This window comes from Streptomyces noursei ATCC 11455 (assembly GCF_001704275.1).
In the GTDB taxonomy this organism is placed as follows: Bacteria; Actinomycetota; Actinomycetes; order Streptomycetales; family Streptomycetaceae; genus Streptomyces; species Streptomyces noursei.
Genome location: NZ_CP011533.1, coordinates 1 through 20,258 on the forward strand (window position 1 = coordinate 1; position 20,258 = coordinate 20,258).

Sequence of the window (20,258 nt, forward strand, 5' to 3'; positions counted from 1 at the left end):
GGGGGCGGAAGGGCTGGCGCCCTTGCTCCGGCCCTGACGGCCCGTCAGGGCCCCGCGCCTGACGGCGCGTCAGTTTGACTGGTGCGGGACGGAGTTGGGTTGGGGCCGCCAGGCACCAAGCCCCGTCGCTGACGCGACGTCATATCACGACAGTGCAGGTGGAGATGAGTAAGCCCCTGACGGGGCGTCAAACGAGTATGTATGCCTGGCATTGGCATGCCAGGCATCACGTGTGGTGACTGTGGCACGTGTGGTGACTGGCGTCACCATACCGGGGACACCTTGACCGTGAATCCTCCGAACCACACCCCACCCCCAAGAACCCCCACCACCGGACCGACCGAACACACAACCCCAGAACGGGCCCTGACGGCCCCTAGCAGCACACCACACGCAACGGGAACAAGAGAGAGGAAAGGTCGGGGCAGCCGCACAGTCGCACGCGACGCCGCACAGTGGCGCACACGGCCACACAACCCCACCACGCAGGACCGGACGGCCCCTCAGGGCCCGGAGGAGAGAAACCAGGACCAAAGGGGGCGGGGGAACGCTGGGCGGGCCCTGACGGGCCCACACACAGCCACCACAAGCCCGGAGACGGACACCAGCAGGAAAAGGGACGGGGACGCTGCCGCGCCCCCACACGAGGGCGTACAGGGGCGGGAAGTGACGGAGAAGCAGAACAGCCCCCCACGGGCCCGCAGAGCACCACGCAGAGCCGGACCGGAGCCGATCCGGGGCCGAGGGGCCTGACGGCCCGGGGCGGGCCCCACGGAGCCCACACAGGGGCACACAGACCCCCGTACGGGCCGGTGGGGCCCGACAGGGCCACACCCCACAGGACCAGGGCCAGCCCCCACCACGCACAGCGCGCCAGCGACACACAGAAACCCGACACGCGAACCACACACCCCCACCCCACACCCACCAACAACACCACCCCACACCAACCAACAAGAAGGACAGCACGAAGGGTTGTCAGAAGCCCCCGGAGTACTTACCAGCAGCCTTGACCAGGGGTTTCCCTCGTTGGTCCCTCCGTCGTAAAACGTGCCGTAGGGAGTGTTCTAGGGGGTGCTGTAGGGGATGCCCTAGGGGATGTCTTAGGGAGTCTCTGATTCCTCCATCTGTCGCAGGTTGCCCCCACCCCCCGACCTATGTATAGTTAGCCATGTCGGAACGGGGGAACCCGGGGCGACGAGGGCAAACAATCCGCGTAGTGCGGGATGAGTCCTCAGAGGCCAGAGGAACCCTAGATTCGACGCTAGCTTTAACAACTGAAGACCCATTTGGGAGCCATGCGTCGCCAGGAGTCCGAAAGGACATGTAGCGCACCGCGATAAGGGGTACGGAAGTCGACCCTTAGATGCCTACTGTGCAATTCCTGACAAATGCACAGCATGAATCCGTGATCAGTGGAGACCGAGACGGAGCGACTACCCGTCCCTACTAGATAGCTGGGCCACTTTTGTACCCGGTGAACGTAGGCAAAAGCTGACGCACTGCGGATATGACGGCATGGTGCCGATCCTTGACAACTCAACAGCGCGCACCTATGTGTGACTTGCAGCCTCTCCCAGGTCTGATTGCACTTCCAGTGGACTTCCGCGAGATTCTTTGAATCTGTACGGCCCGCTGGCGGACCGGTCAGAATGGCATTGGGGATGGTATCCGAAGATCGCGTAGGGGCGTTGAATGCCTGGCAGTAATGTCGGGACGCGGTCAGTCTTGACCGTGATCGAGAGACGGCGGAAACGTGCCGCGAGCGACGAAGGGTCCGAGAGGGCGCCGGAGTAAGTGAGACACGCAACAGCAACCGTCTTAAAATAAGCCGTGAATAAGGTCTGCATTCGTTTCGTTGGCCCTGGAAAGAAACCTGCAAGCTTGGTCGAAGACCCGTTTTGGAGAGGCTTGGCAGCAACAGGAGTACAGGTGTCTAGCGATCCTGATAGTTGGACTGGACGACACGGAACGCGGCTTGATTGATGACCCATCTTGGAGAGATCAAGGACGCAAGCAGTACACGCAGGTTGGGCATCACTCACTTGCGTTCGAATGACCTACATGACGACCCTTCCCATAAGAACAGCGAGTGTAGGAATTCGCCACAATTTTCGTCCGGCAGGGGAGCTACTCCCCTGCCGGACCATCGTCCGCGAATCAAAGTAATTGGAGTGGCCAATGAATGGACTTCCGCAGTTATTTACTCACGTCGCGACGTACGTTCCCGGTATTCCTCCGGTGGTACAGCGGCTCCCGCGACCCGTGTCTGAATGGTTCATACGCCGAGAGCACCGACGCCTTAACTTCCAGTGCGTTTCCTCCCCTGGAAAGCTCACCGTGTTCATGGTGCAGGGGTTTCGTAGGAAGTGCCTGTACGTGTATTCCGTGTACGCTCCCGGAAGTGACAGGCCCAAGCAGAGCGGCGAGAGTCCGCGAGAGACTGTCGCACTAGCACGCAGGGTCGATACTGTTGCAAGGTGGGTCGAGCACGGGTGTGCCTCGGTCGTTGAGTACTCAGCGTCATACCTGGCTGAAATGCCAGCCGCCGAATCGGTGATGGACTTCATTGCGAATCAGATTCAGGCTACCGAGGGCATGGGCGCACCCCCGTATTTCGCTGAGCGAATCGCCTATCTCACTGGGATAGGCGAGATTCTGTCTCAGCATCCCGGACTCAAGAACGCGCCCCCCAAGTGGTGTTCCTGGACGATCTGCGGTGATGTTCTCGCCGAGGATGCTCCGGTTAGGGTGGCCATCCTTGCCTTGAATAGGCTTACGCGCGGCCAGGTGGCCCAGTTGGGATTCCGTTCGGGGCCTTCTTATGTAGTACTCACCCCTATGTTCCGCATCCAAGCTATGTAAAGTTAGCCATTAAGTTTGATCCCGGGGGTACGGCGCGCCCCCGGGATCCACGAAAACCAACGGGGGCCGACTGTGGCGGCCCCGCCGCGCTGCAAGTTTCTGCGCTCAGGTGGAACCACTTTGGAGGTGAAATGCCTGACGTCCAGGTCACGGAAGACACCGTGATTGTCACTTACGGCTCCGCTCGTGAAGTGTTCGAGATTGTCAGCAAGCGGATCACAGGCACTGGTCGAGTGATCACCATGCCCGTCGTCGACGACGAGGGTCGCTTGTGGATCACAGCGTGGATTCAGGTTCTCCCCAGCGTGATGGAGGCGTACGCCTGGGCTGAGACTAACCACGCGCTCGCGGTGCCGGCCCCGAACGAGGACGCAGCAACCACCGCCCGTCCGGGTGGGGTTACACGTGACCGCGAGGCCGCAGGTACCCATACCGTCGTCCCCTTCCGTCGAGGTGTCGGGGCGAGGGCAGCATGAGGAATCAGGTAACCCGACTCGATCCCTTGGACAGTTGGCGAGCCGTCAGCCTGTCGGGGGCCGAAGCGAACATCGACATTCGCGGTCAGCACGTGTCCAACTCGCTCGACTGGTGCCTTTACAACTTCCGGGACCGCCGTGGCACGCCCATGCGCGTCGTGGCGCTCGCCGATAAGAGCGAGGTCCGCCAGGTCTATGAGCAGTGCGCAACGGGTACCGCGATTCAGCCATGCGATTGGCTGGAGGGCGAGAGGCCGAGGCGCCCCCCGAAGCCGAAAAGGAGCCCCGTCAAAGTCGGTGGTTGGGTGTCGGCCAAGCCCGAGGACGACGACTACTGGGCGGGAATCGTGATCTCGTGCGAGTGGGCGCAGCAAGAGGCGTCGTATCCCCGGAACCTGCCGCCGTTTTGGTCCTGGGGGTGGTGGGTCGAAGTGAGGTTTTCTGACGGCCGAACACGCCAGGGATTTTGGAACCGCAGTTGGGTGCGAAGCTTCACGGAAGTGCCGGAAGAGCGTCTGGCCGGCTTTGAGCCGTCGTGGCTGGCGCTTGAGGCCGAGCTCGTGGCGGAGCGGGTAGGGCAGTAGGAGTTGGATCGGCAGTTGAGCCGTTGGGCGTTGGGCCGTAGCACGAACGAAGCGCGGCCCGACGTCCAGCAGTGCACTTGGCGCCCCGGAGCACCCCAACGAACGGGGGGTGTGCGTCTCGTTCGAGTCGGGCCCGGGGCACTCGGCGCCAGCCAATCAGGCTGGCGCAGATATCTCATAGGAAGTGCAAACGATGGACACCACCATTGCGGCTCATCTCCAGGCCGCTCGGCTCTGCGAGGAACACACGCGGCCGGGAAGGCAATTCTGGTGCGCAGCTTCCGTGTGCGCCGTTCCTTCGTGCGCCTGACCAGTGAAGGGGGCTGGTTCACCCCCGCGATCGATGTCCCTCATCGCTACCAGGCAACGCCGCGTGAGCTTGAGGACGAGGCGGCGCGGGTGATTGGGCGGAACGGGTTCGCGACGGTCGGCGGTTGGGCCTCCGAGGAGACGGACAGCCGGATGCGCGCCTGCATCACGCTGACGCCCACCGAGAACTATCACGCCCTTGTCAAAGAACGCTGCGCGCAGGTGCCGCGGCTGCTGGGATCGGTGGAGGGCTGGACGATCAAGCCCAGGGAACATGGCGGGTGGACGGTGGAAGACTCCCCCAACGGAGGCGAGTTGATTTTGCTGTGGACGCCCGGGCTGGCGGGCGATGTGTGGTCCGTGGTGTGGCGGTACGCGGAACGACGGTCTTTGGTGGTGGCGACCAGTGGCACCCCCGCCGCGGCGCTGGAGGCTGCCCCGGTTGTCATGCATGCGGTCGTTGAGGACCTTGCATCGGAGCAGTAGCGCCAGGCGCCCCGGAGCACCCAGCGAACGAGGGGGTGCGTAGCGCGTTCGAATCGGGCCCGGGGCACTCCCCCGCTGATCTCCCGGTCAGCGGTTGTGACTTCCCTTAGGAGGCTTCATGTCGTTCCGTCCGACCTGCTGTGAGTGCCGCGAAGCCAAGGACGACGTCGTTCTTGAAGAGGTGCCGGCCCTTCTCGACCCCGCCGAGGAGCCGCCTGCTGGCCCCCTGCACGAATCGGTCTGGCTGTGCGGAGAGTGCAAGCCGATTCGCATGGAGCAGCGCTGACGGGCGCAGCTGCGCCCATGGTGGGTCTTGGTTGCTGAAGGGCCAAGGCTCACCACGGGTGGCAGGGTTTCAACTTCAGACGTTGCGGGCCGCTGCCGGATCGGATCGGCGACCTGGGGCACGAATCATTCGGCGATGCGGCGCACTTCATCTGTGAAGCCGCGCCAACTTGATTCGGGCTGGTCAGGCGGGCTGGTGTGATGCCGTCGCGGGGGCCTTGGGCTGGTGGTGGGCGGTAGTCCATCGTCTTGATCGTCGGGCGAGAGTCACGGGCGGTCTGTCCGTTTCCAGGTCAGAGGGCTGAGCGGGTTCTAGGCTCGCGGGATGACGGAGATCAGCGAAGTCGCCGAACGCGTCGCCGCTCGCCGGGCGGAACTCGACGAGGAGGAGAAGCTCCTGGTCGAACGACTTGAGAAGGTCCGCGCGGAGCGCGAGGATCTCGCTGCGGCGATGCGAGTGTCGGAGCGCATGCACGCTCAGCTGCAGACGGAGAAGGCCGCCACGCAAGCGGTGCCTGCGCAGGTCGGCGGCCGTGGCGTGCTGCTGGTCCGGCACCGCGAGGCGGGCATCGCCGAGGACGCGCTGCCGCCGGACTACCAGCAGATCATGAAGATCGTCCGGGAGGCGGGAGGCCCGGTACGCGCCAAGGACGTCGGCACCGCGCTCGGCCTCGAAGTAGAGGTCAAGGGTCGGCTGGAGCCACTGCGCGGGAAGTTGACCAAGCTGTCGGGCCGGGGCTGGCTGCGCAAGCTGCCCTACGGGCGCTTCCAGCGCATGCCGTAGCCACGGCCGCGGGCCGTAACCGGCATTCCCTCGGCGGTCGTTGACTTCGACGTGTGCATGAAGAAGCTCAACGAGCCCGCCGGGGATACCGGCTTCCCTATCTACCAGTGCCGTCTGCCGGTGTCCCGGAAAACCAACGAATACTGCGCGGACCTGCTGCGGCGCCACCTCAAGACGATCGGTTCACGCTGGCGCCGCCGGGCGCCCGGGCGGATCGTCGTCATCGTCCTCGCCATGCTCCGCCACGACCAGCGCATCGCCGACATGGCCGGCGGCAACCAGGTCGGCGAAACGACCGTACGACGCTGGCGAGATGAGCTGACTGCCCTGCTCGCCGCCCGTGCACCGCGCCTGGACCGAGCCCTGAAGAACATCGCCCAGCGGGGCGGGGAAGTCGTCCTGATCGACGGCACCCTCATCCCCACAGTCCGTCGCACCGGCAAGGACAACCGGCCCAACTACTCGGGCAAACACCGACGTCACGGCCTGCACTTTCTTGCGCTCACCGACGAGAAGGGCCGCCTCATCTGGATCTCCGCGGCGCGCCCCGGCCGCACCCATGACATCACCGCGGCCCGCCGCGACCACATCCTCGAGCATCTGCGCACCGCCGGTCTCGGCACCCTGGCCGACCTCGGTTTCCTGGGGCTGGACGACGACGATGCCCAGCCCGTCGTCGTCACCGGCTACAAAGCCACCCGCGCCCGCAAGCTCACCCCCGGCCAAAAGGAGGCCAACCGCGTCCTGGCCGCCTCACGCGCTCCCGTCGAACACGGCTTCGCCCACCTCAAGATGTGGCGCACCCTCGCCAAGCTCCGTACCGATCCGGCCCGCGCCACCGACCTTGTGCGAGCCCTGCTCGTGCTGACGAACCTCGAGGTCAACCGCTGACAGACGATCAAGGGCACAGACTGTCGCTCGCGAACCGCGTGAGCATGCCCTTCACCGATCACGCCACCTCGCTGACCTGCGACTTCAAGTTGGCAGGGCATCTGTGGGTGCGATGGCCGCGTACACATGGCTTGTCGGCCTGCGCCTGCACCCGCGGGGACTCCCCGTCCTGTCAGCTGGCCGATCTACCTATCGTGGCAAACCACCGGCCCTCACCACCGGGCGTGACACGTACAACCGCGTCTACACCTGGGAGGAATCGGGCCACCGACGGAACTCCCGTCCCGCATCGATGAAGCGTCCGCCGCCCGATCCCGCGACCGGGGCAAGATCACCGTCACCTGAAGCGGTGGCTCGACCGGGACGGCCGCGTGCAACGCCACAGCCCCACCGCTCTCCATCGCCTGACCTCCATTCGAAGGAGTCTGACGTGACCAACACGGATCCGACCGGCCGCTTCCCTGGCGACGCCACCCCTGATGAGATCCGCCTCGCCGTAGATGCTCTGAAACTGTCTGCCAGGCACGACGGCGTCAAGGACTGGGAACGCGTCGCCTGGGTCGCCCGCTGGATCGCTGACGCTGCCGGCTGGCAGAGCCGCGACTCGAAGGCCGAGGCCACGGCTGCCAAGCCCTGGTTGGCCGAGTGCTACGACGACACCACGATTGCGGGCGCCTGATCACGGCCCTCCAGGGCCGGCGGGCCAGCGATACCTCTGTTCTTCTACAGGCCGGGTCCCGACACCCCTGAGACCGATGGACGCTGTTGGTCATCCCGCCACGGTCCGGCCCTGAGCACCCATTCCCTAAGTATCGACTAATCAATAATCTGGCGATCTCTGCTCAGCCGGCGCGCCCACTAGGGGCGCGCCGCCGGCACAGTTGGCGCAGAGGTCCAGGCCCCGGATGGCCACGAGTGAGAACGGAGCCCTACCTATGTCGAGTCACATTTTGATCCCGCTCGATGGCGCCCCTTCCGACCGCACGATCCGTGTCGGCTGGGACGCCCCGCTCGCCACCTTCTTCGCCCATGTCCTTGACAATCCCATCGGCGATGCCGACGAGCCGGTTGCGCTGATGTCGACAGGTGGCCAACCGTACGAAGTGCCTGACGTGGACGTCATCTTGGGCCTCATCGCTCCATATGCGGTGATCCCTTCGGATCTACGTGAGCAGCTGATAGCCGAGGAGGCCGCGGAAGGCGACTCCTTTGCTGGCCGTCCCGGCAGCGCGGTCGTCGCTCGCGTGGCTCTGCAGAATCTTGAAGATCCTCGGCAGATCGCCGCGATTCGTGCGGCGATGCCCGATCTTCCCTAAGTGCAAGTGCGTCCGGGCGACAGGAAAGTCGGCCGTGGTCGTCCTGCGGTCGGGACGCGCACGTGCTGGGTCTGACAGTGATCAGTGATCGGCCTGCGGCGGCCGCCCTCGGGGCGGCCGCCGGCCCCTTTCACGGGAGGAGCGTGATAGGCAACAACGAGGTGGTGCGGCATCCGTTGCGCCTGGATTGGGACCAGGCAGTAATCGTCGAGATGGCAACCTGCCACCCCGAGTGTGGAGCCATGCTCTGTGTGCTGGACGGTGTGCGCAACGACGCGCACGTCTGGATCCGGCATGAGCTAAGCGACGGCGGCCGCGGCGAGACGGACGGCTTGAAGGTGGCAGCGTGCGATCGCGTGCCCGAGCCCCAGCCGAAGGCGTCCACGTGGTCAATGACGATCAGCCAGGTGCCGGCGGTCGGCTTCGCGCTGGGGGTTTCTCATGATGTCGACCGGGCATGGTGGCACTTCACATCACCGAATTGCGCACCCAACGGCAGGTCTTCAACTGCCTGTTCGAGCGGGCGGATGCTGCCGGTCAGGCTTTCTGGCTCGGCAACGCCATTGCGGCGACGTATGCATCCGATTCGGTATGGACACGAGACATCATCCGAGACAGGGCACAGCTGCAGCCGTCGCTGTTGTTGTGGACGTGCCGGGTATGTGAGCAGAACTTCGAGCACCATGAGCGGCTGATCGTGCGGGCCGCGTACTGGCCCTTGGAGACGCCAGCTCGGCTGCGCCATGTGCTGGTGATCGACTGCGGGCCCGGCGCTGCGCCACCGGCAGCTGTCAAGAATCGGCACGAGGCAGAGGTAGCCCGGCTGGAGGCGCTGGGGTTCTACCCGCTGACTGGGCTTGCTGCGAGCTAATGCCAAGCCTCTACCAGCAGCGTGATGCCCCGGTTGGCGGGAATGGAGCCGTCCACGGGAACGACGCCGGCCCGCGACGAACAAGGAGGTCGACGGCTTGGTCCTGTTCGAGGACAACTACGCCCTCCATGCGCACGAACGGACCGTCGAAGACAGAACGGGACCCCGCTCCCCTTTCAGCCTTGACGCACAGGTGTAAGTGGCCCAGCAGGGCCGATCCTGCCTGGCCCAAGGAGAGCCATGTCGGGCGAGACCATCATCGCGGTCAAGGGAATCGTGCACGGAGCGCCAGAGAAGATACGCATCCCCAATGGGGAACGCGTGGTCGGGTTCGGTGTGATAACCCCGCGGGAAGAGTTCGACCACAAGACCCACCGGTGGCGCGAGGCCGAACCCGTCTTCGTAGTCTGCTACGCGTTTGGTAAGCGTGGTGAAGGCGTTCTTACCACCCTGCGGGACGGCATGAGCATCGTCGCCCAAGGCCATCTGACCCTGCGCGACGGAGCCGGGCAGACGCCCTACCTTCGTCTCACCGCAGTGGGACCGGACCTTGGTAACCACCACGTCATCGTGGATCCGGTCAATCTGCCACCACGGCCGGCGTCTCACATACCGCGCCCTGTTCCCCCGAAGCCAGCGGCTTCCCCCACCGTGCACCTGGACCACGAGCATGAGCCGCCGGGCACTGAGCCCTCACGCCCCATCAACTGGTGGTCCCTCACTCACTGAACACGACGGCCGACCAATCACGAACCGTGGTGATCGGGGCTGGTGATCAACAAGGCCCACAGGGCAAGAGCAGACGGCAGCCGTTCACCCCTTCCATTCACAGGGCTGCGCCGCGGAGCGTCACGCTTCCGCCGCGCAGCCCTTTCCTGTAACCACATCTGAAGGAGTCTGTATGTCCGGCAAGAGTCGGAAATCCCGACAGCGCGCCCGGAACAATTCGTCCAGGACTCTGATGGCCGAAGCCATCGAAAACGCTCACGGCGTGTACCGCATGGACATCTCATCGAGCGACCTGCACACGTTGATCCGCCAGGGCTGGGCCACTCCCACCCCGGATGGAAAGAGCTGGTGCATCACCAAGTCCGGCCGCGACGCCCACAACAAAGGCATCAACTAAAGACATCGAGGCCCCATGCCCGCACCGAAGTGCCGTCGCCATAAACGGCATCAGCCTTACCCACGAGGGCCCTTTACTACCGCCCACTCCTGCAGATCACATTCGAACCAGCCGAATCGAACTCCCTCACCGGGTGGGACAACGCGCCTCAATCTGGATGACGAGCTCATCCTGGATCAGGTACCTCATGTCGCATGAATCCTCCATTACGAAGGATCGGCGGACAGTTCGCTACGGCGACAGATCAGTCTCGCTGCCACGCCAGGAGTCTTCACTCACCCGAAATCGATACAGCAAAGGTATGCTCATGACCGCCCATGAACTGATAAAAGCGCTTCTCCCGGAGGCCCCTTATATCGAATCCATACTCCGTGCGGCGGGGTGGGCCCACGAGGAGATAGACAAGGCGCAGGACCGTCACGGCGAGCGAGGAAAGGGCCTGATCTGGAATAGCTTCCTCTTGCTCCAAGCTACGCACGACAAGCTTTTCCGCGAAGTGCTCTACCGCGCGCACTGCCGCGAGATCTTGGACCGCGTCGCCAGGGACGAGGACACCCGACCGGGCACGGACGCGGAGATAATCATCGGCATTCACGAGGCGAGTCTCGTCGCACCCATGACATCCGGCGCCGCTTGCCTCTACTTCCGCCTACTCGACAGGTCGGTGCCTGAACTTTCCCAAGCCGCGGCACCTGACATTGACCTAGCGGCGTATGAGAAAGTGCACGGCCGCGTGGCAGACGAGTATGAAGCCGATTTGCGCCGGAAGCTCCGACAGGAGTCCCGAAAGAAGTGACAGCAAGAGGAGATGACCGTGACAGACGATTTCTGGGCCGTAATCAAGGACCAGCTCAAGGAGCTTGAGTCGGCCACGAGTGCGGATGATGTGATCCGCATCCTGAGTCCGGACCGTAATCCGTACGGCCCTGACTGGGACGGGATGGACGGTGCCGCCGAAGGCTTCTTCGCGGGGTCCGGCGGCGACGGGCGCGTGACGGAGTCCCTGGACGAGGCCGGATGGACCACGGTGTGGTTCAAGGCCCATTACTACTGGGCCATGCGGGCGCCGAACGGCGACGTCATCACCTACATCGAGGGCGACATCTATCGCGGAAACCGGGGCTAATCATGGCTGCTCACGACGAGATCGAGATTCGGAACCTCACCGGTCACGGCTGGTACCGGACCAGGGCGGGAGCGTTCGACCTCATGATCATGAGGTACCTGCCCGCATCCGTCCAAGATCTGCGGGCCAAGATCCGCGAATTGAACCCGGACGCGAACGTGGACGATCTCCAGACGGTCACCGAATGCCTGATGATCCTCGCCGAGCTGCGAGGTCACGCCACCAACTGAACATTCCCGACGCAGCAAAGGCGTGGATCGGTGAGGTTTTCCGGTCCGCGCCCTTCTTTGTCGGTCGTGCAATTAACCAGGGGAGAGGAAATGTTCAAAGTCACGACTGAGTGGCACCAGCAGCGCAACGTGCAAGGCAAGGCGTCACAGAAGAAGCTCAGGAGTGAGACTGACGAATTCGACTGGCCGGACGCCGTAGCGCGTTACGTTGGCGAATTCTTGGAGGAAAACCCGAAGATTGTGTTTTCCGGCATGGAGGAATTCGGCGCCGGCGAGTGCGTGCTGAACCCGATCAGCCTTCGGTGCCGAGTGTACGGGGACTGCCGGGCACACCACATCGAATCCGCTCGGGAGTATGTGGAATCGACGGTTGGTGAGCTGAAGCCCGGTGAGAGTACGGACCTGACCGGGGGCGCGCTGAAGTGGGTGTCCATCACGATCGAGGCCCTGCCGGACAGCGATCCTGAGGAGGATCTCGACTCGGCTCCCGACCCTGAGGAGGAGCTGGAGGGGGAACCGGCAGAGCCCAACGAGCCGGACGCCCCGAAGCCGGCCGAGCCGGAGACATACGTACGACGCTCGGCCTTCCACAGTGAGGTGCGTCCGGTCGGGGAGCCGATCACGCACGCCGAGGACTCACCAGAAACTCTGGCCGAGCGTCGCGAACTGGTCCGCGTCCGGCCGCACTTCAAGGTGCCGGATGGCCGGTCCAGCCTGCGGACGGTGCGCTCTCCGTGGTGCTACGAGGCCCGCGTGGTCCGCGAGAGCTGCGGAGACATGGTGCTCGTCAAGTACACGTGGGAGACCGAGGACGCCCCGTGGACACCGACCGGCGCATTCAAGGTGTCAGAGCTGCACAAGGTGCACGAATGCGAGTGCGCCGGATGCTGCGGCAAAGACGGCATCACCGAATTTGAGGGGGCGTAACCGTGGGAATTTCTCTAGCTCTTGTCGACTCGGAAGCCGTGCTCGGCGAGAGAGCCGCATGGATGGACGAAAAGACCGAACCGTGCGTGCGGCTCGATGAGCTTTTCGAGAAGTGGTACGAAATCCACGGCAAGTACCCGTACGGCCCGATGCAGTTCCTCTCCTGGCTGGAGCGGCGCGGTGTGCCCGTTCAGCCCCCGCACTGGGGCGACCTGAAAACCGCGAACACCCAGAACCAGGTCACGTGGCTGGACGAGGACTTCCACTACACGGTGTTCCAGCTCGGCGACGCGCATTACGTCGCGACAAGTGAGGCCCACACAGTCGAGCACCCCGAGTTCTTCGAGATCACGGCCGCCGAGCCGGAGGACTTCCTGGCGTTCAGCTCCGCGTGGATGGAGTGCGACGCCGGTCACGCGTACGAAACCCAGAACACCTTCCACTGGCAGTTCTACGTCGAAGGGGTGGGCCCGCGCGGGACGAAGTACCGGCTTTGCGACCTGGACCAGGACGGGGACGGCGACCTGCTGTGCCCGAAGTGCACGAACAAGATCAGGAAGTTGGGGGCGTACTGATGCTGATGGAACGCAACGGCATGGACAGGCGGCAGCCGATCGGAACCATGACCGATTCCAGGGGGACGTTGTGGTCGGTGTACGACGTGCGCCACGACGCCGCCGGTGAGATCAAGCAGGCGTACGTCGAGTTCAGTCAGAGTGCGGACGGCCGTGGTCAGTCCATGAAGGACTGGGGCCTTTCGTCGCCGCACTGGACGAAGGAGATCTACCCCGGCAGCACGCTGAAGATCACGCACCGGATCGAGTTCCGGCTGTACAAGCACGAGCACCCGGAGTTCTTCGGCTGCACGACGTGCCCGTACGACGTGGTCGACAGCGAGCAGGCTGGCTGGGCGGCGGCCCGCGAATGGTTGACGGGCAAGGGCTGGCCGGTCGGGGGCCTCGAATTGAAGACGGCCAAGACCTACACGGGCGGCGGTGCGGTGCTGTGGCGCTTCGAGGTGCCCACTGAGGACGCACACGAGTCGGCGAAGGAACGCAGCATCCGTCTCGTCTGGTTCTGACGGCCCGCCCGGTCGACGAGTAGCGAAAACCGTCCTCCCCTATGCGGTATTCGGCGGGTTCGATTCCCGCGCCGGGCACTCAGGGATTCAATTTCGAAATCAGGGAGGGAAAGGTGGCCGCAAGCATGCGCGAAATGCGCGAACAGGCCGTGGAATATCTGGGTTGGGAGAAGCGCGACCCGGAGCGGTACGACATCGACGGAATCGTTCGGGACGCCTGGGTCACCGGCAACGGATCGGACGAGGCGTGGAAGGCCGCCGTGGAGAAGCACTACAAGCGCTTCATGGTCGGTGACTGGGTACGCATCACGGTGGAGGTTGAGGACGGTTTCACCGAGCACCACTACGGCCCGATCGAGAACTTCCGCAAGCCTGACGGCAACTTCTACAAGCGCAACGTCACCCAGCCGTACGCGGCTTTCCTGCACCCGGAGCACACCCGCAGCCACGTTGTACCGCTCGCCGATTTGGTCGAAGAGATCAACGACTTCGAGATCATCACCGAATGGCCCAAGGTCCACGAAGGCGGCCCGAAGCACAACTACGGGGTCTACTCGTGCATCGGAGGTCACGGGCCCTACCCGCCACCCGCCACGGTGATGGTGGTCCACAAGGTGTCAGGGCGAAAGAAGCGGTTCTGCGATGCCTGCAACATCCCTGACTATCGGGCCCGGCTCGCGAACGAAGCGCTGTGGCATCAACGCAATTGCAAGACCACGATTCTGGAGCTGCGCGCGAATCCGGAGCTGATCACCGGCCCGACCAGCGATCCCCGGGAAGCCTGGGACCAGACACCGGCCGACGAGTACCGGTCCTGGGCTGACACCTTCCCCTGGCTCGTGCCGGCCCCGGCCGCCGAGCTGTACGCACAGTGGAAGGAGCAGCAGAGTGCGAGTGTCGCTGCCTGAGATCTGGATTCAGTTGCGTTCGGATGTCGACCTTAAGGAGTACGAGGCCGAGGACGCAACGGCAATTCGCACCGGTGAAATCGTGGTATACGACATCGCGATCATCGAGCCGCGCACCGACGAGAACTGGGACAGTCCGGAGGAATGGACGTTCCTCGACTCGTGCGGGAACTACTTCGGTATCCCGGGCCAGGACAACGTCTACTCCCACCCGCGCCAGATCACCGACGAGATCCTGCGCTTCTACATCACCGACATGTGGATGCATAACCTCGGAATTCGGCCCGGCGATCTCATCCACCACAAGGGCCAGGTCCAGGCCGTGCTCGGCCTGGAATGCGAGCCGTACGAGATGGACATTGTCGGCTACGCGACCGGCCACCTGGTGTGCCGGCCGGCCGGCGGGGGTGCTCCGATCCGTGTGCCAGCCGAGGACGGTCTACGCCAGGTGCTGGAGCTGGCGTGAAGTGTTCCAAGTGCGGGAGGCCGCAGGCTTCCTGACCCCTTCGACGCCCACCGCGATGCAGCCCGAAGCGGTGGGCTTACTGCATTCGAGAGGAAACCACGTGATCGGCAAAACAGTAGGCACCGTGGGTTTGGGGTGGACCATCGTCCACCAGGCCCGCCAGAAGCACTACGACGACCGCTACTACGGCCAGTTCCTCGGCACCCGTAAGGGCAAGACCGGCACCGCCGAATGGATCGTCGGCCGCATGTACCCGGGCAAGAGCAAGGACGACGGCTTCCGCGACGGCGAGTGGGCCTACTCCAAGCACTTCGACGGGCCCCGGTCCACGGACAACGCGGACGCCGCGCTGAAGGCGTACGTCGAGATGTCGCACAAGACGTTCGTGTGGGACCGCATCTTCGAACAGCGTGTGGGTGAAGCGATCGACCGGCACTGGTCCGGTCCCGAGGCCCCCGACGCCCCCAAACTCGCGACCGGCTGGCAGGAGAGCGACGCCGGCCACCGTAACCCGGCGCGCGGTCACACGATCCTGCTGCCGTTCCACGAGGCGAAGTACTACCTGCTGCATTTCCTTCGGAGCACCGAGCTGGGAGCGAAGGCGCACCTGACCAAGGGTGTGACCATCGACCGGCACCAGGCCGTCAAGCTGGTCACCGCAGCGACCGGCCCGATCCGGTTCGAGTACGGCTACAACACCTACTGGCTCGCCGCCGAGGTCGACGTATGAACAGCACTACGGAAACGCAACCTGCCCGGGCCCTTCGAGTCGGAGAACGGCTCGAAGGGCCCGGCGACAAGTCGTGGGAAGTCGTCAGCGTCCAGCACAACGGATGGCGCATGGAGAACGGATACCCCCGGTCTCTCGATCTCTCGTACACCCTGCGCGGCGAGACCACAGGGGAAAGCCGGAAGCTGAAGCCCGCTGACATGGCCGACTACTTCTTGATCGCCCCCGAAAAAGAAACGGACCCGGCCAACCCCGGCCCTCTCTCATAGGAGCGTCATGCGCTGTTCCACTCTTCAGTCCACCGTTGTCCCCGCCGACGACCCGTGCGCCGGTGAGGCCACCCACATGCTCTTGGGCTCGATGCTCGACGGTGAGGCCGGTACACGGGAGCCGTTCCGTGACCCAGTGTGCAAGCCCTGCGGCGAGTCCTACGTACGGCGCCCCGCACTCAAGGCCCGGCTCGTGCCGCTCCACGTGCACATGCCGGAGAGCGTGTTCATCGAGATCGTCGAAGGACACCGGCTGCTCAAGGACGCGGAGCACGAGGCCCGGTGCTTCGACTGCGGCACGACCGGCCGCGTCAACTGGTTCCGTTTCCAGACCAACGGGTGCCCGGGGCGTCCGGAGTCCATCGAGGTTCTGCGTTTCTCGCGCGACATGGTGCACGCCGAATTGCACGAGCGGGCCACGGCATCCGCCGCCGAGTGGCGGGAGTACGCCGTCGATTTCATCCACACGCACATCGAGGACTGGCGGGTGGTCACCGACGACGACCAGTACAGCGCCTACTTCACCTTCCGCGACCGCGAGTACGGCCTGCGGCACGACCTGCCCGCTGGCCGGTTCGGAGCCGAGAAGTTGCCCAACCGGGGGCGCCCCAAGCCGGACATTGTCAACCCCGAACTCGACCGCTCGTACAAGCAGGCCGTCTTCCACTTCCACAACCGGGTCACCGAATCCGGCTCCGCGTACTTCGCCACCTGGACGCCCGGCCACACGAACGTCACCGACCGGGAACTGATCATCCTCTACGCCCCCGAGGGCCAGATCGTGGAAGTCCTGCGCGTCCCGGGCCTGCGGGGCTGGGACGAGACCACCGGCGCGATCTGCGATGCCTTCGGCTCCATCAGCTACGTCGTCCTCCAGACCCGCATCTACGAGTAGGAGCAACACCGTGCCGCAATTCACCTTCGAACCGGTCGACCCCGACAACGACAACCGCCTACGCGTGCGCCTGAAGGACACCGGCGAAGCGCTCGGCAGCGCCTGGCTGACCAAGGGCGCCGGCTGGGTCGCCGAGCACGCCGGCCTCACCGGCACGCAGGGCGCAGTGCACGGCTTCAAGACCGAGCACCTGGCCGCCGAGTTCATGTACTGGTTCAAGCCGCCCGAGCAGTCCGACCGCACCAACCCCACGGACCGGCCACGCCCCCTCAACCCCGAACTGCTGCCGAAGCACGGCGTACTCATCTCCCTCATGCCGATCAACGGCGGCGACTTTCTGGTGGACTGCAACACCCGGGGCGCGGGGTCGGGGATCGGCTACCTCCAACAGCGCGACGACGGCCGCTTCGATGTCCGGGAAGGCCCGACGAGCATCGGCATCGCCGAGAAGCCTGAGACAGGCATGTGGGCGTGCCTGGGTGCCTGGACCGGCGGCAAGTTCTTTGCACGGTTGGTGAAGGGCTTCACGACGCACCCGAAGCACGATCCGTGGGTGAACGGCGTCATCACCTTCCGAGGTGAGACCGTCGAGGCCGCCGCCGAGGGGATCCGTGAGGTGGCCGAGGCAGTGATCGAGGGCCACACCGAATACGAGGCGAGCGAGACCACCTACGACGTGAAGCTCACGCCTACCGAGTGAACCTCTTTCATCCTGAATAGCTGCAGGTGAGAAGGGTGTGGATGGCCTGTACGGTGCGGCTGATGCGGTTGGTGGAGCATCGGGCCCGGCGGAGGATCCGCCAGGACTTCAGCCGGGCGAAGGCCCGTTCGCCCGGCGCTCGGAGTCGCGTGTGGACGCGGTTGAACTGCTGGTAGTGCTCGGGGAGTTCGCGGTGTCTGTAGTACGGAGTGCGCACGGTGGCGCCGGCCCCCTGGTAGGCCCGGTCGGCCAGGACCAGGACTTCCCTGGTCAGGCAGGCCTGGACGATGCCGTGGGCCCGGGCAGCGGTCAGATCGTGCGCCCGCCCCGGCAGCGCGCGGGAAAACCACAGCGGGGTCCCGTCCGGTGCCGCGACGACCTGGACATTCATGCCGTGCCGCTTGTGTTTCTGGGAGTAGTATGGCTCGTCCGCCTTGATGCGGTCGGTGGGGATGAGCGTGCCGTCAACGATGACGAAGTCGCCCTCACCCAGCCCGACCAGGGCCTCGCGCAGGCCTGGGGCCCAGGCAGCGAGGATCTCGAGGGTTTCGTCGACGTATCGCCAGGCCGTGGACTCCGAGACTCCAAAACCTGCTCCGACCTGGGCGAACGTCTCGTTCTTCCGGAGATGCACCAGCACCAGCAGGGCCTGCTTGAAGCACCCCAGCCTCCGCCAGGGCGACTTCAGCTCGCGCCGACGGGCGTGGATCAGCCACGAGACGTGCTCAACGAGCTCGTACGGGACATCGAGCATGGCAGGATACGGAACCAACAGAGCCCCTTGGCGCCGGTGTCGAGTGAGATCAACACCCCAACGACAAGGGGCTCTGCCATGTCACCCACCACCCCGCTGACCAGGCCACTTCACCCCCACGGAACAGGATGAAAGAGGTTCAGTGACCTGGCCGATGACCGGCCAGCCCCGTCAGAAGAATGCAGCCGGTTCAATTCCGGCGCGGGGCACCATGCGTTCAGCCATGGACGCAGCAGAAACGCAGCGGCTCGCCAATCGGCAGGCCGCATTTTTCATGCCCGTGCACCAAGTGGGATGAAGCGCAAGTTAGGAGAACCCATGTCCGACCCCATCTGGAACGATATGCGGCTCGTTTCTGAACCGCTCCGCCTGATCGCGTATGAGACAGCCGCCATGCTCGGCCCGGAGTGGCGGGTCGAGGGCATCTTGAGTTCCGCGATCGTCGTGCACCCCATCGGATTCCGAATCGCCCTGGACGACGGCGCGGACCGAGTCCTTCTCACCGCGCATGTGTCGATCAGCCGCGACAAGCTCAGGCCGCTGGAAGATGTCACCGCCGTGATCGAGACGGCCGACGACCGCTCAGTCAGTGTCCAGCGGACGGTGCAGGCCATCCGCACCGAGATCCTGCCGCACTTCGGACGGGAGGACGCAGTGGCCGGCCTGCGGGTGCTCTCCTTGCCGCTGCGGGATGCGGGAATCAACGCCATCGCCCGGCCTCACACCGAGCGGACGACTATCGAGTACAAGCGAGAGCGGCTGAATGTATCAATCCGGGAGTACGAAGACGGAGAACGACGTCCCCTCCATGTGATCATCACCGCCCCGACCGACGACAGCACCCGTGTGGAGATCCGCCTCCCGCACTTGTCCGTCCGGGAGGCGGCACGAATCACGCAGGGCATCCGGCCGGTCCTCGGCACTCCCATGAAGGGCGTCGAGAACCTTCCGAAGGAATACCGCGCCACGCTCGCCGTGACCTTCCCGGGCCTGATCGCGAAGCATGTCGTCAGCGACATGCCCAGGTACACCGACCTGCAAGACGTCAGTGGCGTTCTCACCATCCGGCATGCCCTGGCCGTGACGCGTGAAGAAACCGGAACCCGGAGCCGGACGTGGGCTGCTGTGTGGCTGCGCAACGCCTCCGTCGCCCAGGCGTACACGGTCCTCAGCGCATACGCATCCTGACCCACCCGACCAAGGAACCACGGAAAGAGGACTGATGAGCACGCCGGTACGGTGGGACGCGTGGATACACACCTGGATCGACAAGGACGGAATCCAGCGGCAGGCGAAGATCCACTACACCCGAGATGATCACGAGGTCGTGTGGGACCCACGCTGGCTCGGTGACGAGGAGCCCTGGTTCGACTCCAGCACTACCAACTGGCGTTGCGGTGACGATGAGTTGGTAACCCTCGGCGACCCCAACGCCCCGCATTTCGGTCCGATAGACCCCGACGAGGAAGAGGAATTCAACTGATGGAGCCCCAGACCGACCGCGGCATCATCGACCTGCGCACGCTGCCGAGCATCCGAGACATCGACCGCAGCCACCTGCCGCCGCTGGAGCAGTCGTTGAACGGGCGTCATGAGCTGATCATCGGCGACATTGCCCGCTTCCGCTCCGGCTTCGAGTACTACGCGCCGATCGCCCCCGACGAGGACGGCCGGCCCCGAGGTGGGACGTTGTCCCTGGACGAGGCGCAAGCCCGCCACGTCTACGCTCAGCTCGGCGCGATGTTCAAGCGCTGGGACCTGGAGAACGAGCGCGAGGCTGACTGGTCCAGCCGCCCTCACTTCAGCGCCTGGATGACCTACGGCATCGGTCACCTCTCCCAGCCGCGCATGGAAGTCGCCGTGTGGCAGGACAAGTTGATTGGCGAGCATCCGGGCGACGAGCGGGCGTGGTCGCCCGACTACCCCACGCCCGCTGCCTTCCGCGCGCTGACCACGGTGACCGCCGAAGACGGGGACCCCGAGGACGGCCGGCACGAGGCCGAGCAGCTTCTGAGCGAGGCCGGGTGGCGCGTGATCGGCGAGTGGCGCGACGCCGAGGACATGGCCTACATCGTCACGGTCGAACGCGCCGAGGACTGACATCCCGGCGCGACGTACGCCCCAAGACAGCGGCGGCTCATCCAAATCCGGGTGGGCCGCTTTTCCATGCTCGGGAAAC

At 64.6% G+C, this 20,258-nt stretch carries 27 protein-coding genes; 26 read left to right on the forward strand and 1 reads right to left on the reverse strand.

Features of this window, described 5'->3' with window-relative positions; all coding sequences use genetic code 11:
- Positions 1-2,996: 2,996 nt before the first annotated feature.
- From SNOUR_RS00010 to SNOUR_RS00100, 23 genes are all read left to right on the forward strand, one after another.
- Complete coding sequence (locus SNOUR_RS00010; protein ID WP_067342795.1) at positions 2,997-3,341, forward strand: hypothetical protein; 345 nt, start codon at positions 2,997-2,999, stop codon at positions 3,339-3,341.
- Complete coding sequence (locus SNOUR_RS00015; RefSeq protein ID WP_159425700.1) at positions 3,338-3,925, forward strand: hypothetical protein; 588 nt, start codon at positions 3,338-3,340, stop codon at positions 3,923-3,925. The genes SNOUR_RS00010 and SNOUR_RS00015 overlap by 4 nt, the downstream gene beginning before the upstream one ends.
- A gap of 270 nt (positions 3,926-4,195) precedes the next feature.
- Positions 4,196-4,720 (forward strand): hypothetical protein, encoded by a 525-nt coding sequence (locus SNOUR_RS00020; protein WP_067342798.1) that lies wholly within the window; start codon positions 4,196-4,198, stop codon positions 4,718-4,720.
- 118 nt (positions 4,721-4,838) lie between these two features.
- Entirely contained in the window at positions 4,839-5,006 is a 168-nt protein-coding gene (locus SNOUR_RS45765; protein ID WP_159425701.1) for a hypothetical protein, read from the forward strand.
- A gap of 324 nt (positions 5,007-5,330) precedes the next feature.
- Positions 5,331-5,789 (forward strand): hypothetical protein, encoded by a 459-nt coding sequence (locus tag SNOUR_RS00025; protein WP_067342800.1) that lies wholly within the window; start codon positions 5,331-5,333, stop codon positions 5,787-5,789.
- A 57-nt stretch (positions 5,790-5,846) separates the two neighbouring features.
- The gene (locus SNOUR_RS00030) at positions 5,847-6,680 is read left to right on the forward strand and encodes a transposase family protein (RefSeq protein ID WP_067342802.1); all 834 of its coding nucleotides are present in this window, start codon (positions 5,847-5,849) and stop codon (positions 6,678-6,680) included.
- Positions 6,681-7,110: 430 nt separating this feature from the next.
- Positions 7,111-7,359: a hypothetical protein gene (locus tag SNOUR_RS00035; protein ID WP_067342803.1), complete on the forward strand. Its 249-nt coding sequence runs from the start codon at positions 7,111-7,113 to the stop codon at positions 7,357-7,359.
- Between the two features lie 256 nt (positions 7,360-7,615).
- Positions 7,616-7,996 carry a hypothetical protein gene (locus SNOUR_RS00040; protein WP_067342805.1) on the forward strand — a complete coding sequence of 127 codons (381 nt, stop codon included), beginning with the start codon at positions 7,616-7,618 and terminating at the stop codon, positions 7,994-7,996.
- A 457-nt stretch (positions 7,997-8,453) separates the two neighbouring features.
- On the forward strand, positions 8,454-8,867 hold the full coding sequence (locus SNOUR_RS00045; protein WP_067342807.1) for a hypothetical protein: 414 nt from the start codon (positions 8,454-8,456) through the stop codon (positions 8,865-8,867).
- A gap of 240 nt (positions 8,868-9,107) precedes the next feature.
- Positions 9,108-9,596 (forward strand): single-stranded DNA-binding protein, encoded by a 489-nt coding sequence (locus SNOUR_RS41970; protein WP_079141892.1) that lies wholly within the window; start codon positions 9,108-9,110, stop codon positions 9,594-9,596.
- A 172-nt stretch (positions 9,597-9,768) separates the two neighbouring features.
- Positions 9,769-9,993, forward strand: coding sequence for a hypothetical protein (locus SNOUR_RS45770; RefSeq protein ID WP_159425702.1), 225 nt, complete (start codon positions 9,769-9,771; stop codon positions 9,991-9,993).
- Between the two features lie 307 nt (positions 9,994-10,300).
- Positions 10,301-10,789, forward strand: a complete 489-nt coding sequence (locus tag SNOUR_RS00050; RefSeq protein WP_159425703.1) for a hypothetical protein — start codon at positions 10,301-10,303, stop codon at positions 10,787-10,789.
- Between the two features lie 18 nt (positions 10,790-10,807).
- Complete coding sequence (locus SNOUR_RS00055; protein ID WP_312631419.1) at positions 10,808-11,119, forward strand: hypothetical protein; 312 nt, start codon at positions 10,808-10,810, stop codon at positions 11,117-11,119.
- A 2-nt stretch (positions 11,120-11,121) separates the two neighbouring features.
- Positions 11,122-11,349: a hypothetical protein gene (locus SNOUR_RS00060; RefSeq protein WP_067342812.1), complete on the forward strand. Its 228-nt coding sequence runs from the start codon at positions 11,122-11,124 to the stop codon at positions 11,347-11,349.
- Between the two features lie 90 nt (positions 11,350-11,439).
- The gene (locus SNOUR_RS00065; protein WP_067342813.1) at positions 11,440-12,276 is read left to right on the forward strand and encodes a hypothetical protein; all 837 of its coding nucleotides are present in this window, start codon (positions 11,440-11,442) and stop codon (positions 12,274-12,276) included.
- Between the two features lie 62 nt (positions 12,277-12,338).
- Positions 12,339-12,851 (forward strand): hypothetical protein, encoded by a 513-nt coding sequence (locus SNOUR_RS00070; RefSeq protein ID WP_067342815.1) that lies wholly within the window; start codon positions 12,339-12,341, stop codon positions 12,849-12,851.
- A 47-nt stretch (positions 12,852-12,898) separates the two neighbouring features.
- Complete coding sequence (locus SNOUR_RS00075) at positions 12,899-13,357, forward strand: hypothetical protein (protein WP_159425704.1); 459 nt, start codon at positions 12,899-12,901, stop codon at positions 13,355-13,357.
- A gap of 125 nt (positions 13,358-13,482) precedes the next feature.
- Complete coding sequence (locus tag SNOUR_RS00080; protein WP_067357440.1) at positions 13,483-14,265, forward strand: hypothetical protein; 783 nt, start codon at positions 13,483-13,485, stop codon at positions 14,263-14,265.
- Positions 14,252-14,731, forward strand: coding sequence for a hypothetical protein (locus SNOUR_RS00085; protein ID WP_067342820.1), 480 nt, complete (start codon positions 14,252-14,254; stop codon positions 14,729-14,731). Before SNOUR_RS00080 ends, SNOUR_RS00085 begins: the two co-directional genes overlap by 14 nt.
- 124 nt (positions 14,732-14,855) lie before the next feature.
- A complete protein-coding gene (locus tag SNOUR_RS00090; protein WP_067342822.1) occupies positions 14,856-15,461 on the forward strand; it encodes a hypothetical protein in 606 nt (201 codons plus the stop codon).
- A complete protein-coding gene (locus tag SNOUR_RS45775; RefSeq protein ID WP_159425705.1) occupies positions 15,458-15,730 on the forward strand; it encodes a hypothetical protein in 273 nt (90 codons plus the stop codon). Before SNOUR_RS00090 ends, SNOUR_RS45775 begins: the two co-directional genes overlap by 4 nt.
- 7 nt (positions 15,731-15,737) lie before the next feature.
- Complete coding sequence (locus SNOUR_RS00095; protein ID WP_067342824.1) at positions 15,738-16,625, forward strand: hypothetical protein; 888 nt, start codon at positions 15,738-15,740, stop codon at positions 16,623-16,625.
- 10 nt (positions 16,626-16,635) lie between these two features.
- Positions 16,636-17,325, forward strand: coding sequence for a hypothetical protein (locus SNOUR_RS00100; RefSeq protein ID WP_067342826.1), 690 nt, complete (start codon positions 16,636-16,638; stop codon positions 17,323-17,325).
- A 7-nt stretch (positions 17,326-17,332) separates the two neighbouring features.
- Here SNOUR_RS00100 and SNOUR_RS00105 read toward each other — a convergent pair whose 3' ends face one another.
- Entirely contained in the window at positions 17,333-18,079 is a 747-nt protein-coding gene (locus SNOUR_RS00105; protein WP_067342830.1) for a transposase family protein, read from the reverse strand.
- 318 nt (positions 18,080-18,397) lie between these two features.
- On the opposite strand from SNOUR_RS00105, the gene SNOUR_RS00110 reads away from it, so the two are divergent.
- From SNOUR_RS00110 to SNOUR_RS00120, 3 genes are read left to right on the forward strand one after another with little or no spacing between them, the layout of a single operon-like run.
- Positions 18,398-19,267 carry a hypothetical protein gene (locus SNOUR_RS00110; RefSeq protein ID WP_067342831.1) on the forward strand — a complete coding sequence of 290 codons (870 nt, stop codon included), beginning with the start codon at positions 18,398-18,400 and terminating at the stop codon, positions 19,265-19,267.
- Between the two features lie 34 nt (positions 19,268-19,301).
- The gene (locus SNOUR_RS00115; protein ID WP_067342833.1) at positions 19,302-19,562 is read left to right on the forward strand and encodes a hypothetical protein; all 261 of its coding nucleotides are present in this window, start codon (positions 19,302-19,304) and stop codon (positions 19,560-19,562) included.
- Positions 19,562-20,179: a hypothetical protein gene (locus SNOUR_RS00120; protein WP_067342835.1), complete on the forward strand. Its 618-nt coding sequence runs from the start codon at positions 19,562-19,564 to the stop codon at positions 20,177-20,179. Before SNOUR_RS00115 ends, SNOUR_RS00120 begins: the two co-directional genes overlap by 1 nt.
- Positions 20,180-20,258: the final 79 nt, after the last annotated feature.

Excerpts from the sequence above, each read along its gene's own strand:
- SNOUR_RS00110 (WP_067342831.1), top strand. The coding sequence starts at position 18,398 with ATGTCCGACCCCATCTGGAACGATATGCGGCTCGTTTCTGAACCGCTC.
- SNOUR_RS00015 (WP_159425700.1), top strand. The coding sequence starts at position 3,338 with ATGAGGAATCAGGTAACCCGACTCGATCCCTTGGACAGTTGGCGAGCC.
- SNOUR_RS00070 (WP_067342815.1), top strand. The coding sequence starts at position 12,339 with ATGGACGAAAAGACCGAACCGTGCGTGCGGCTCGATGAGCTTTTCGAG.
- SNOUR_RS00030 (WP_067342802.1), top strand. The coding sequence starts at position 5,847 with ATGAAGAAGCTCAACGAGCCCGCCGGGGATACCGGCTTCCCTATCTAC.
- SNOUR_RS00040 (WP_067342805.1), top strand. The coding sequence starts at position 7,616 with ATGTCGAGTCACATTTTGATCCCGCTCGATGGCGCCCCTTCCGACCGC.
- SNOUR_RS00075 (WP_159425704.1), top strand. The coding sequence starts at position 12,899 with ATGACCGATTCCAGGGGGACGTTGTGGTCGGTGTACGACGTGCGCCAC.
- SNOUR_RS00045 (WP_067342807.1), top strand. The coding sequence starts at position 8,454 with ATGGTGGCACTTCACATCACCGAATTGCGCACCCAACGGCAGGTCTTC.
- SNOUR_RS00080 (WP_067357440.1), top strand. The coding sequence starts at position 13,483 with ATGCGCGAAATGCGCGAACAGGCCGTGGAATATCTGGGTTGGGAGAAG.
- SNOUR_RS00065 (WP_067342813.1), top strand. The coding sequence starts at position 11,440 with ATGTTCAAAGTCACGACTGAGTGGCACCAGCAGCGCAACGTGCAAGGC.
- SNOUR_RS00060 (WP_067342812.1), top strand. The coding sequence starts at position 11,122 with ATGGCTGCTCACGACGAGATCGAGATTCGGAACCTCACCGGTCACGGC.
- SNOUR_RS41970 (WP_079141892.1), top strand. The coding sequence starts at position 9,108 with ATGTCGGGCGAGACCATCATCGCGGTCAAGGGAATCGTGCACGGAGCG.
- SNOUR_RS45770 (WP_159425702.1), top strand. The coding sequence starts at position 9,769 with ATGTCCGGCAAGAGTCGGAAATCCCGACAGCGCGCCCGGAACAATTCG.
- SNOUR_RS45765 (WP_159425701.1), top strand. The coding sequence starts at position 4,839 with ATGTCGTTCCGTCCGACCTGCTGTGAGTGCCGCGAAGCCAAGGACGAC.
- SNOUR_RS00025 (WP_067342800.1), top strand. The coding sequence starts at position 5,331 with ATGACGGAGATCAGCGAAGTCGCCGAACGCGTCGCCGCTCGCCGGGCG.
- SNOUR_RS00095 (WP_067342824.1), top strand. The coding sequence starts at position 15,738 with ATGCGCTGTTCCACTCTTCAGTCCACCGTTGTCCCCGCCGACGACCCG.
- SNOUR_RS00115 (WP_067342833.1), top strand. The coding sequence starts at position 19,302 with ATGAGCACGCCGGTACGGTGGGACGCGTGGATACACACCTGGATCGAC.
- SNOUR_RS00010 (WP_067342795.1), top strand. The coding sequence starts at position 2,997 with ATGCCTGACGTCCAGGTCACGGAAGACACCGTGATTGTCACTTACGGC.
- SNOUR_RS00105 (WP_067342830.1), bottom strand. The coding sequence starts at position 18,079 with ATGCTCGATGTCCCGTACGAGCTCGTTGAGCACGTCTCGTGGCTGATC.
- SNOUR_RS00120 (WP_067342835.1), top strand. The coding sequence starts at position 19,562 with ATGGAGCCCCAGACCGACCGCGGCATCATCGACCTGCGCACGCTGCCG.
- SNOUR_RS45775 (WP_159425705.1), top strand. The coding sequence starts at position 15,458 with ATGAACAGCACTACGGAAACGCAACCTGCCCGGGCCCTTCGAGTCGGA.
- SNOUR_RS00050 (WP_159425703.1), top strand. The coding sequence starts at position 10,301 with ATGACCGCCCATGAACTGATAAAAGCGCTTCTCCCGGAGGCCCCTTAT.